At 33.6% G+C, this 12441-nt stretch carries 9 protein-coding genes and 1 tRNA gene; 4 read left to right on the forward strand and 6 right to left on the reverse strand.

Going from position 1 to position 12441, the window contains the following annotated elements; genetic code table 11:
* Positions 1-225, reverse strand: a 225-nt coding sequence (locus BLT46_RS11415) for an ISAon1 family transposase N-terminal region protein (RefSeq protein ID WP_449406510.1), incomplete at its 3' end; no start/stop codon positions are given.
* Between the two features lie 375 nt (positions 226-600).
* On the opposite strand from BLT46_RS11415, the gene BLT46_RS11420 reads away from it, so the two are divergent.
* A tRNA-Pro gene (locus BLT46_RS11420) sits at positions 601-675 on the forward strand.
* A 124-nt stretch (positions 676-799) separates the two neighbouring features.
* Here the strand turns inward: BLT46_RS11420 and BLT46_RS11425 are convergent.
* Entirely contained in the window at positions 800-1345 is a 546-nt protein-coding gene (locus tag BLT46_RS11425) for a hypothetical protein (RefSeq protein WP_090410250.1), read from the reverse strand.
* A 31-nt stretch (positions 1346-1376) separates the two neighbouring features.
* Complete coding sequence (locus tag BLT46_RS11430) at positions 1377-5864, reverse strand: DUF8202 domain-containing protein (protein WP_090410251.1); 4488 nt, start codon at positions 5862-5864, stop codon at positions 1377-1379.
* A gap of 517 nt (positions 5865-6381) precedes the next feature.
* On the opposite strand from BLT46_RS11430, the gene BLT46_RS11435 reads away from it, so the two are divergent.
* The gene (locus BLT46_RS11435) at positions 6382-7329 is read left to right on the forward strand and encodes a Dyp-type peroxidase (RefSeq protein ID WP_090410252.1); all 948 of its coding nucleotides are present in this window, start codon (positions 6382-6384) and stop codon (positions 7327-7329) included.
* A 62-nt stretch (positions 7330-7391) separates the two neighbouring features.
* On the opposite strand, the gene BLT46_RS11440 is transcribed toward BLT46_RS11435, so the two are convergent.
* Positions 7392-8102, reverse strand: coding sequence for a hypothetical protein (locus BLT46_RS11440; RefSeq protein ID WP_090410253.1), 711 nt, complete (start codon positions 8100-8102; stop codon positions 7392-7394).
* A 28-nt stretch (positions 8103-8130) separates the two neighbouring features.
* A complete protein-coding gene (gene lgt, locus BLT46_RS11445; protein ID WP_090410254.1) occupies positions 8131-8988 on the reverse strand; it encodes a prolipoprotein diacylglyceryl transferase in 858 nt (285 codons plus the stop codon).
* A gap of 267 nt (positions 8989-9255) precedes the next feature.
* Here lgt and BLT46_RS11450 point away from each other — a divergent pair, with 267 nt between their 5' ends.
* On the forward strand, positions 9256-10320 hold the full coding sequence (locus BLT46_RS11450) for a 2,3-butanediol dehydrogenase (protein ID WP_090410255.1): 1065 nt from the start codon (positions 9256-9258) through the stop codon (positions 10318-10320).
* 37 nt (positions 10321-10357) lie between these two features.
* Here BLT46_RS11450 and BLT46_RS11455 read toward each other — a convergent pair whose 3' ends face one another.
* The gene (locus BLT46_RS11455; protein ID WP_090410256.1) at positions 10358-11125 is read right to left on the reverse strand and encodes an XRE family transcriptional regulator; all 768 of its coding nucleotides are present in this window, start codon (positions 11123-11125) and stop codon (positions 10358-10360) included.
* Between the two features lie 83 nt (positions 11126-11208).
* Here BLT46_RS11455 and dinB point away from each other — a divergent pair, with 83 nt between their 5' ends.
* Entirely contained in the window at positions 11209-12366 is a 1158-nt protein-coding gene (dinB, locus tag BLT46_RS11460) for a DNA polymerase IV (protein WP_090410257.1), read from the forward strand.
* The last annotated feature ends 75 nt before the right edge of the window (positions 12367-12441 follow it).

Genomic DNA, 12441 nt, shown 5'->3' on the forward strand with positions numbered 1-12441 from the left:
ATGCAGTTTTACTGATTTCCCACGTAATGGAAAATCTTCGATGGTAGTCATAGGATAAAATCCTTTGGAAACTAATTGTTTATCTGGAAGTTGATCACCATAATCGTTTTTTTCTTCGAAGTAAATATCTAAACGACTATTTAATTCTTCAACTTTTGTAATATTGAAATGCTCTACCAAGTACTCAGGTAGGATTAGTTTTAGTATTTCTTTGCTATCCATCATGATGCAAATATATTATTTTACAACTTCCTCCCCAACTTTTGTGCTTGCCCCAGTAAAAGTTTCTACTTAGAAATAAGTAACCCTTTACATTTTAAAGTATTCTCCACTATCTTTTTTTGTCATTATAAACCGAAAAAATTAAAAAACATCAAGTTCGTACAACGCTACATCTAATTGTATATAGCCTATAAGTTTCCCAAAACACTGACTACGTATATAAAATTTTTCACTTCCTTACTTATTGCACAACCTTTCCGTCTAATATTCAAAAAGTTACCGATTAATTTATTTTTAATTAAAAAAACAAGCAAATAATACTGATTAATTAAAATTATGTTTTATTTTTGCACTCGCAAGGACAAAATAAGTCTAAAGCGGGGTGTAGCGTAGCCCGGTCATCGCGCCTGGTTTGGGACCAGGAGGTCGCAGGTTCGAATCCTGCCACCCCGACAAAAAGGAATCACTATTTAGTGGTTCCTTTTTTTATGTGGTATACTTTTTGAAAATAAAAAAACAGCAGTAAGCTTTTGCTCACTGCTGTTTTATATACATTATAAAATGCTTATTAACTTTCTTATTCTGCTACTTTCCAAAAAGACCATTCCTCTCCATTAAATACACATAACATTTTTGATTCCTTATCATATGCAATTGTACCGGCTGCTGGACTTTTAATATTCAAATGTGGACTTTCACTTTTAGGTAAAACCATAGCCTTGTTATCTGCTTCAAGAATTAATACTCCAGTTGCTGTTGCAGCATCTTTTCCAATAACAGTTGGAGAATAATTAGCAGTCTCTTCATTTTGAATAGTTAAATCTACTTTTCCAGAATTAATAGATAGATCAAACCAACCTGGAGAAGAACCACTTTTATAATACTTAACCTTCTTATCGGCTGAATCAAAAATCATAGTCCCTCCAACTGGAGAAGTTACTACATCCCCTTTAGTTACCCAAGACAAAATAATCCCTCTATTGTCATCTGGTTTAAAGTCTAAAATCACATCTTTTCCCTCTACTTCATCTTTTCCTATAGCAGTTTGTCCAAACACTGTAGGTATACTAAACAGTAAACAAATAAAAACAAAAAAGGTCCTTTTACTTATTTCATTTCTCATAGCTTTTCAATTTTAAAATTTAGAAAATATTTTATTCGTCAACACATCCTTGTTCTACACATCCCCAAGCTTTACCATTGTACAGCTTCACACAATTTACAGTAGTATCATACACCAACATACCTTCTTTTGCTTCTAATTTCATAATTTGATCTGTAGTCAATCGAGTAATAACCAATCCTTTATCTTTTGATTCTAATACTACAAAAGCATTTCCTCTTTGACTCATCCACGCATTATTCATTCTCTTTAAAGTAGTCAAGGCCATAAATCCTTCTGAAGCAAAAATATCACCACTTGATCCCGTTACGGGTTTGTAGTAACAAATAGTACAAAATGGCAAATCAATCTCTCCATTTGCATTTACTAAAGAAGAAGCTAAACAATCATCTTCAGATTCACTAATTAATTCATAACTAAAGTTAACATCAGCAGGATCTTTAGTAGTAGAATCTATATCATAATCGGCTAAATTATCGGATGCTTTAACTTTATATTTTATCCAACTCTTACCACTAGGCAATGTAAAGTCTTCAAACTCTAAACTTCCTTCTTCACCTTGATTACTCCCTAAGTTCAAGCCTTTTGACGTTTGTAAACTTCCAGACACTAACTTAAACGAAACATTATCATAGTCAATTCCTAAAAACATCTCTTCTATTTTTACATCATTAGGATTATCAATTTCAATAGTAAATTCTATTTCTTTAGATAAACTAAAACAACTTTTATCTGAAGTGAAAGAAGTAATTATTTGTTTAGGCCTCGGAGAATCTTTAACATCCGTTTCAGTAAAATCATTACCTGTTAGACGATCTTGACTCAATAGCTCTACTTTTTTTCCATTCCTATCATAATCCAAAGCAGCACGGTTTTTATAAATACCAGGTTTAGCATTTTCATCAAAAATAGCACTTGCTCTGAAGGTATAAGTACTTCCACCTCCAGGAATCATTAATCCTGAAACAACTAAAGTTCTTGTACCATAACCATATATTTGTTCATCTTCAATATCTATTCCTCCAGCAGAGAATGAATCATTAACCCACACCATCCCTTCAGGTAAAGTATCAGTAAACAATACTTCTTTAGAAGCACAATTCGTATTTACAGAGCGGAAAGTATAGTCAATTATATCACATAATTTTGCTTCAGCAGGACCTTGTTTTGTTAAAATTAATCCATCTTCATTTGGAGGAGGTAAAGGAGCAACACAATAAAACTCCATTGGCCCAATTCCAATATAAGCAGCCCCCTTTCCTACCTCTGTTTTATATATAACATGTATTTCCTCTACTGGATGTTCAAAATCAACAAATACACGTCCTTTTTTATTAGTATATCCTGAATTACCATTTCCTGGCACTCCAGTTTTTTTAGCCTTAGCAGTACCTACATTATCGATTGTATAACGGCTTTTTGCAGCTTTATTATATGTGTAACTTAATTTTGGATAAACTGGCGAGCCATTACAATACCCTATAACCTGAACCACATCTAACACTCTCCCTGTACGGTCAACATCAAATAATTCAAAAGACGTTGCTGCAGCTGCTTTTTGTTTATTATCTTTTGTAAAAGCAATCTTAGTAGTTACCATCTTATTGCTTGCTATTCTTTCTTTTAATGACTTTTTTGAAGAAGCTCTTGGATATTTTTTTTTCAAGCCACCACCTAAATCCTCAACTGTAATATTAACATTAAAATTATCACCTAAATTAAAACTTTTAGCCTTATCTCCTCTTTTCCAGTTACTTTTAGTAAAATCAATAGACTTAATACCTGGGAATTCACAATTATCACAAGTCCCTACCACTTTAGCTCCAAAAGTAATATATGTGAACTTGTCTCTAAACTTATAATTAACAATATGTTTACCATCAACGAATGCCATAGGTACTACTTGATCCCATTTATTAGCTGTTAACTTTTCAGCACTATCTGCTACTAAAAGAAAAACTTGATAATTAGCTCCATTAAATGGAAATTCTGGACCATAAGCACTAACCATTATTTCTTGATCAAAATTTACATTGTCAACCAACCAAACTCTTCCATTTAAACGAGAATCCATTGCACCACAAATCTCTTGATTCCCAGCAAATGAATATGTTGACATCGGCTGATTATTATGTCCCCAAGTAATTGCTGATTTATCTTTATTAATATCACCTAATATCGGATCTATTCCTAACTTAGTTCCTACTCCCATATGAAGTGCACTCCCTACTTCTGTAGACTTAGACTGACGATTATACAAACTCGCATCATCATCTCTCAATACAGAAGTCACGTTATTGTGATACATGTTATGAATCTTATCATTTCCTTTCCAAATTGATTTTCCATCTGAAAAAAGATAATCAAAATTCACTAATGGTGATTCTTTATTTAAGTCAATGGTAATACCATACTTTAACCCTAAATAAGAATTAATTCTATTTCTTTCATCTTGTGTTAATACTCCTTCATAAGCAATAACTTCAGGCATTACTCCATCTAAAAAATAATTGCTCGAAGAACTTCCTAACCCCAGCATCCCTTTCTCATTCATTAATACAGTTTTATATGTATGTTTAACGCTTTCTGAATGAGCATCAAACTCAAATGTTATAGTAGATCCAACATTCCAATGATAACCAGCAATAGTTGTCGACATCGGAGTAAACAATCTTTGTTTACTATTAGTTAACCCCGTAGATCCAATACGTCCTTTACCCGCTGCCTTATCTCTATATACACCAAAAGCAGGACGTCTTGCCTTTGTGTTTATTATATGGTCACCAAAACCAATAAAATATGATCTAGTTGTAGCAAAACTATGATTTACAACTGTATAAAAAGCTACATTAGAAGGTACAGCTACTGAAAAAGGTGCCTTATCTGTAATTAAATAATCTTCTTTTTTCTCAAATTTCAATGTAGGATGGAAGTTAGTCTTTTCATCATACTTTACATATTTAGCAGACGCTTTATTTGCAGCTCTACGTCTATAACTTGTCCCTAATCCCGCATAATCCCTCCAATTTAATATCTCTCCATCACTATTAACACTTACTGTATTAGGAATAGAAGCATTTAACCACATTTTTAACCCACTAAAAACTCCTCCTGGAGCTTTAGCATATAATGCGAAACCAATATAATCACCATCCATTATTTCAACACCTTCTACTTTACCGCCATTAATTTTATAAATACGAGTAGTTGCAGGACTAAATTTCTCATCTTTACTAATCAATAGCCACTCCCCAAGATTTGGTGCTAAATTTACGGTAAAAGCTGTTTTACCTGTAGTTTTAGCTCTATATTTATAATTATAAATTGTAGAAATTCTATCTTTCGTTTCAACCCCACCTTCTATAACACTAGTTAATGTATAATTAGCAAACTTTGTTCCTACATCATATTTATAAGAAGACGTTCCTTCTAATCCATTCCCTCCAAACATCAAAGCATATTTATCTGTTAATACAGAATTATTCTCTGCATTTGTATCAGCAAAATCACCCAAATAAACGGTCATATAAGGTTTTTCTGAACTTACTGATTGCTTTTGGTGTAATCCACTTCCATTATCACGTGCTATTCCAAAAACATCTTTATTATAAGCAACATAACCATTCGAATCAATATTATAAACATCAGTTCCATCAGACAACGTATAAGACCTCTGACCTCCATATTTATCTAAAGATATTCCATACTTTATAGCTAAATAAGTATTAATCTTATTCATCTCAAGAGGTGTCAACGAAACTCCATTAGCTCCTGCGGGACGAGATAAAACGATAATCTCATAAACTTCTCCAAAAAAAGCATTTGTAGACACACTAGCACCCCCACTATTTCCAATTACAGCCAAATTTACAGCTGTATTCAATGTTTTTGCAGCCTCTCGAGCTCCACTTTTTAATCCATTAAAATATAGATTATGAACACCGCCTGCCTTTATATTTGGAATTATAGACATTCCTATACCATAATCACTTTCAGAATAATTATGCACTGTTTTTGTACTTCCTATTTCATCCCATAACGCACCTGATTTAGACCACCCAAAATTATTAGTTTCTTTACTTCCGCCAAGCTTCAATACAGTAGCGTTTGCATTACTATTCTCTTTATCTACACGTGAAACCCAGATCACAAAATACGATGTATTCCCATTAACTATAAAAGAATTATTGCTTACTAGCTTTCTTCTTTCGTTATTTAACTTTGTGACACCTTCAATCCCTTCATCTTCATCTTTTTCTTGATAATAAAACTCTACTGCAGGATTATAATTCATAGATGATTCGATAAAACGCGGCCTATACTCTAAAGGAGCAGAAAAGTGTCTACCCTTATTAGATTTATCTTTCCAGTCCTTAATATCCTCTCCATCTTTAACATTTACACCTAGTTCATCTGCTTTTAACCAAAGCTCAGTAGTTACTCCCTGAATTCCCCCTGGATTTTGAGCAAAACTTACAAAACTAATGAGGTAAAAAAATAATATAAATATCTTCTTCATAATTAATTCTTTTATTTAAATACACTTATCTTTTAAGCAAAATTATTACATACAAATATATAATTAACATTTATAACTAACAATAAAATACTTTTTATTATAAAAAACACAATAAATGATAAATAACTCTAAACTTTAAGTAAAAAAAACCATTAGTAATAGCGAAATAACCATAGATATAACAGCAAATATTCAATTATAAATAGACTTAACCTCATCAACCTATATTTATTAAATTGATTTAAAGCATTTAATAGAAATTAATACACGTACTGTGTATTTTAAAACACATTATCTACTTAACATTTACTTTTTTTTGCAAATTTTACATATCAAAAATCAACTATTGTAAAAAGAACTATCGTATTATTCCCTCTAAAAATAGTAAAGCCAAAAAAATATAAATACTTTTATACTTTAGTTACAACAAACAAGAATATTGCTTATCTAAAGCTTCTATGCTTACCATCAAAATCTTGTTTATAATAAGTATAACCAATAAAACAATTTTATTTCAATGGAAAACAAAACGAATAAACCGCAAAGTGTTACTGATTATCCAAATAAGAACACCATCTTTTCAGTTTGGAAGTTTAAACAAGATGCTGATATTAAACCTGCTTTTGAAAAACTTTGTGGATTGGTCAATAACTTAAACAATTCATTTAAAATCCGCATTCCAGATGCTAAAACAAGTTGCATTATGGGAGTTGGTTACAACGCTTGGTTAAGCTTAGGTCTTCCTACTCCACTTCCGAAAGAATTTAAACCTTTTGAAGAAATCAAAGGAGAAAAACACACAGCTGTTTCTACAGAAGGAGACTTACACTTTCACCTAAGCGCTATTAATCCGGCTATTTGCTTTGATATGGCAGCTGCTTTAGCAGATATACTAATTCCAATTGCCGATTGTTTAGAAGAGGTACAAGGATTTAGATATTGGGATGGTAGATCTATTATCGGATTTGTGGATGGTACTGAAAACCCAACCGATGACGATAGAGATTACTTTGGTGTTGTTCGCGATAACGACCCTGCTTATAATGGTGGCAGTTATTTATTTGTTCAAAAGTATATTCACAATATGAATAACTGGAACAAACTTTCTACTGAAGAGCAAGAAAAGGTTATTGGTAGATATAAAGCAACTGACATCGAAATGGAAGAAGACGTTAAACCTTCTAACTCTCACTCGTCATTAACGGCTATTGAAGATGAAGATGGAAACGAACTAAAAATTGTAAGAGCAAATATGCCGTTTGCTAACCCTTCTAAAGGTGAAGCAGGTACTTATTTCATTTCTTATGCAAGTACGTTTAGTACAACAAAGAAAATGTTAGAGAATATGTTTATCGGTGATCCAGTAGGAAACTACGATAGAATATTAGATTTTAGTACAGCTAAAACAGGTACGTTATACTTTGTGCCTTCTCTTGATATGTTAGACGATTATTCTGCTGAATAATACATCATAAAAAAAGCCTCTACTTAAAACTAGTAGAGGCTTTTACTTTTATATCTTCTATTTTATTGAGCAACTATTTCTAATTGACCAAAGACTGTTAATTCTAACGCATCGGTTAAACCAAGAGCTGCCTCATTAGCTATAGGACAGCGAAATTGCGGTTCTCCTCCTTCAGAAAGGATAGACTGACTCAGTTTTCGAACAACAGCAGTTGCCATTCCCAACTCCTGATGTGTGTCCAATGTAATTACGCGGACATCTGTAAACGGACTCGTACTCCACTTACTTCCACTTGCCACACAGACTAACTCACCTTTCTCAAAAGCACCAAATACAAACTCAGCATCAAATCTTACGCCAGATGCATTTAATGTGTCTTTAGAAAGCTTTGCTTCAAATTTAGCTACACAAGTATTCTCATCCATCGTCAATCGCTTTATTTCACCTAAAATAGTTTGTTTTGCTAACCTTGTCTTTTCATTTTCAGAAAAGTAAAATACCTCAACAGGACTATTACTTACTAATCCACTTTCGGTTACTAACTGACGAAATATAGCCAGAGAAAACTCGCCAATAGCAAGCAAATCTAACTTTTCAGCAACTTCAGGAGACACTACGGCTAATGTGTGTTGATTAGGCATTTTTACCATCATAATTCGGTAAGAATTATCTAAACGCGCATTAATTACCAATGTGAATAATTCGTCTATATAAACTATTTTTCCGCCCATCATCACAGAACTCCAATAAGCGTGAATTGTATTTGACAACATCTTTCTAACTCTTTTAAATTTATAAAGCTTACGCCTCTTTCTCTTTTAAATTTACAGGAGAATAAGCAGTTATCTTAACTAATTGTTTTTGAAACACCAATAGCCATACTCCAAATACAATAAATGGAACACTTAACCATTGTCCCATATTAAACAACATTCCTTGTTCAAAAGCAACTTGATCTTCCTTAAAGAACTCCAACACAAAACGCGCTGTAAACATCAAAATAAGAAACAAACTAAAAATAACGCCGTTTGTCTTTAAGTTAACTTTCTTATAAACAAGGTACAAGATTACACAAGTCAATAAATAAGCAAATGCTTCATATAATTGCGTTGGGTGTCTTGGAATCATATCATCATTAGCAAATATAACTCCCCAGTTGCCATTCGTTGGTTTTCCGTAAATTTCGGAATTCATAAAGTTTCCAAATCGAATGAAAGCACCTGCCACAGGAACCCCGATAGCAATGCGGTCCAACAACCAAAACATTCCGATTTTATACTTTCGACAATACAAATAAATTGCCAAAAGAACACCTATCGCTCCACCGTGACTTGCCAAGCCCATAAAACCAACATACTGATAAGCACCTCCTATTTTTTGAAAAGGAATAATTGCTTCTAAGGGATGCTGTGAATAGTACGCAAAATCGTAAAATAAACAGTGGCCTAATCGCGCACCTACTACAGTACCAACAAGTATATAAATAAGTAAAGTATCTAAATATTGAATAGGAATACGCTCCTTTTGAAATAAGCGTTTTACAATATTATACCCAAGGATTAACCCTACTGCAAATAAAACTCCGTAATACCTTACTGGTACACCCGCAATAGAGAATAGTTCAGGATTTGCATCCCATAGCATGATTGCTTGATTCATTATCTCCGTTTTTATACTAAAATGAAGCGCAAAGTACTACATTTTAAAAAAAATAGCTCCCTAAATACCCATAAAATATAGTATTCTAATAAGAGAATATCATATTGCTATTTAATATATAAAAGCGAGTGTTAAATTCTCTAATTTAAGTTAATCACTATACCTAATGCTTCTAAACACGATATTTATCATATAAAGTGATACAAGGTTTTCCTATCTTTGGGTAACATAATAAAAGGATAATAAACTTATTAAAAGAAAGAATATATGAGCACTATGAAAGCAGCACGCTGGTATGCAGCCAAAGATATTAGAGTAGAACAAACTGAAGTTCCAACACCTAAAAAAGGACAAGTAAAGATTGCTGTTCAATATGCTGGAATATGTGGTTCTGACTTACACGAATATGTACACGGACCTCAACTTATCCCTGTTGACCAACCTTACCCATTAAACGGACACCAAGGTGTTACAACACTTGGACACGAATTCTCTGGGATTGTAGAAGAACTTGGTGAAGGTGTACACAATGTAAAAAAAGGAGATCGTGTAGTAATCGAGCCTATTTATAAAAACTTTGATAGCCCATTTGTAACTTCTGGAGAATACAACTTAGGAGAGCACTTAGGATTTATCGGATTAGCAGGAAACGGTGGTTTTGCTAAGTATGTAGTTGTAGAAGACTATATGATTCACAAAATTCCAGATACAATGTCTTTCGAACAAGGAGCTTTAGTAGAACCTGCAGCAGTAGCTGTGTATTCAGTATTGCAAAGTGGATTAAAAGTAGGTCAATCAGTACTTGTATCAGGTGCAGGACCTATCGGATTATTATGTGCACAAGCAGCTTTAGCAGCAGGTGCATCTAACGTAATCATAACTGACGTTGCTGAAAAACGTTTAGAAAAAGCAAGAGAAATCGGAGCTACTCACGTATTCAACGCAATGGACAAAGACCTTCCTGCTAAAATCAAAGAATTAACAGATGGTTTAGGAGTAAACGTATTCTTAGACTGTGCTGGAGTACAAGCGTCTTATAACACGGGTATTGCTTCTACAAGAAATGGTGGTACTGCTGTATTAGTAGCTTTATTTGGTAAACCAGTACAACACGATGCTTTAGACCAAGTATTAAGAGAAATTACTGTAAAAGGGGTAATCGCATACAGAAATATCTTCCCTCAAGTTATCTCTTTAATTGACTCAGGTCGTATGGAAGTTGAAAAACTGGTAACAAACAAAATTACTTTAGACGAGATTGTAACTAATGGATTTGAAGCCTTAGTAAATAATCCTTCAGAAGTTAAAATCTTAATTGATATCAATAAATAATACAGAAGGGCTAATCTTAATCGGATTAGCCCTTTTTTTATTTTACTTTTTTCATCACCTCACCCAGCATATGTCTTATCTCTTGAAACATAGCTTTGGTATCTGGTTCTACTAAATCTTCTGGTTTAAACTCCTCTGTTGCTATACTACAAGCATATTCCCAGATTTCAATTACATCATACGCCTTAATTTGATAAGGTTCATAAAACGTATTATCTGAATGCAACTCCAGCGTTTCTTCATCTATGCGATATACTCTTTTATACACTACCCCTTCATTTGCGGTAATAATAATATAAGTATGCCCATTTCGTATATCTTGTAAACGCTCTACATAACTACCAATAATAAACGAACCTTCCTGATGTGGAGGCATTGAATCCCCTTCAATTGGAAACGCACGATACTTTCCTTCTCTTAAAAATGGTAGAGATATTTGTTCTAAGTTTTGAATAAACTCTGGGTCAGCATACCCCGTTAAGTATCCAGCTCTTGCTTTATGCGGAATAATCTCAATAAAGTTATTCCCCGTTGGATCAACCATAATTGGCAACAAAATACGGTTGTCTTCCAACTTCAATAAATCTTGCATAGGTACTTTGCGCAAGTCAACTGAAATCATCAAGTCTACACTCACGTGAAAAAAACGAGAAATACGCAATAATACTTCCAAAGGCGGCTCTGAAGCACCCTCTTCATACTTTGAGTAACGCGCACGAGTAATCATCAACTCATCAGCTACTTTCTGCTGAGACATTGCTTTCTGCGCTCTTAAATAACGGATATTATCAGATAGTAAAGACATTTGCTATTATTTATAGCATCAAATATAATAAACTTTGCTAACATATATAGTAATTTCGTCTTATAATTTTTTAACTAATTGAGATGGAAAGGGCAATTGTACATTTAGATTTAGACAGTTTCTTTGTCTCTTGTGAGCGTTTACTAAACTCCTCCCTAAACAATATTCCTATTATCATAGGCGGTGGCGACAGAGGTGTGGTATCCAGTTGTTCTTACGAAGCACGTTACTTTGGTGTGCGTTCTGCTATGCCTATTCGAATGGCGATGCGATTATGTCCACAAGCAAAAGTTATCAAAGGAGATATGTCGTTGTACTCTAAACTTTCACATACAGTTACAGAAATTATAACCGAAAAAGCTCCTGTGGTAGAGAAAGCAAGTATAGACGAGTTTTACCTTGATCTAACAGGAATGGACAAGTTTTTCGGCACCTATCAATGGACCAATGAATTAGCAAACACAATTAAAAAAGAAACCGGTTTACCACTTAGTTACGCTTTATCTGTCAATAAAACAGTCTCTAAAATTGGTACAGGTGAGGCTAAACCATTGGGAGCAATTCAAATTCAACCTATAGAAGTACAACCTTTTCTCAATCCGCTTTCAATTCGCAAAATACCTATGCTGGGAGAAGTTACTTATAACACCCTTTCACGTATTGGTATACGCAATATCAAAACACTTTCAGAAATGCCAATACAGATACTACAACAGATGTTAGGTAAAAATGGTGTAGACTTGTGGAAAAAGGCAAATGGGATTGACTACGCTATGGTTGAACCTTATAGAGAGCGTAAGTCTATCTCTACAGAACACACCTTTGAACAAGATTCTATTGATATTCCCCTACTCAAATCATTGCTGTTAGGGATGGTTGAGAAATTAGCTTTTCAACTTCGCTCTGAAGAATGGCTAACGTCTATTGTTACAGTTAAAATACGCTATGCTAATTTTGATACAGAAACAAAACAAATGAGAATTGCTTATACCTCAGCAGACCACACGCTTAATAAGTACATTATTGACTTGTTTGAGAAATTATACCAACGAAGAATGCGAATCCGTTTAATTGGTATTCAGTTCAGCGGATTGGTACGTGGTACCTATCAAATGAACCTGTTTGAAGATACACAAGAATTGATGGCATTATACCAAGCAATGGACAGAATGAAAAAAAGGTATGGTATAAATGCTGTAACCCGTTGTAATGGCGCTTTTTTAAAGAAAGAAAGCGAATAGTTTACAAGTAACTATTTGCAGTTTATTAATGACTTTCTGTTTTAAATAGCCCATTTCACCTATTCAATAATTAGC

The organism is Myroides phaeus, assembly GCF_900099675.1.
Taxonomy (GTDB): domain Bacteria; phylum Bacteroidota; class Bacteroidia; order Flavobacteriales; family Flavobacteriaceae; genus Flavobacterium; species Flavobacterium phaeum.

Bases quoted from the DNA above. Each gene is read 5' to 3' on its own strand.
- dinB (WP_090410257.1), top strand. From the start codon at position 11,209: ATGGAAAGGGCAATTGTACATTTAGATTTAGACAGTTTCTTTGTCTCT.
- lgt (WP_090410254.1), bottom strand. From the start codon at position 8,988: ATGAATCAAGCAATCATGCTATGGGATGCAAATCCTGAACTATTCTCT.
- BLT46_RS11425 (WP_090410250.1), bottom strand. From the start codon at position 1,345: ATGAGAAATGAAATAAGTAAAAGGACCTTTTTTGTTTTTATTTGTTTA.
- BLT46_RS11435 (WP_090410252.1), top strand. From the start codon at position 6,382: ATGGAAAACAAAACGAATAAACCGCAAAGTGTTACTGATTATCCAAAT.
- BLT46_RS11440 (WP_090410253.1), bottom strand. From the start codon at position 8,102: ATGTTGTCAAATACAATTCACGCTTATTGGAGTTCTGTGATGATGGGC.
- BLT46_RS11450 (WP_090410255.1), top strand. From the start codon at position 9,256: ATGAGCACTATGAAAGCAGCACGCTGGTATGCAGCCAAAGATATTAGA.
- BLT46_RS11430 (WP_090410251.1), bottom strand. From the start codon at position 5,864: ATGAAGAAGATATTTATATTATTTTTTTACCTCATTAGTTTTGTAAGT.
- BLT46_RS11455 (WP_090410256.1), bottom strand. From the start codon at position 11,125: ATGTCTTTACTATCTGATAATATCCGTTATTTAAGAGCGCAGAAAGCA.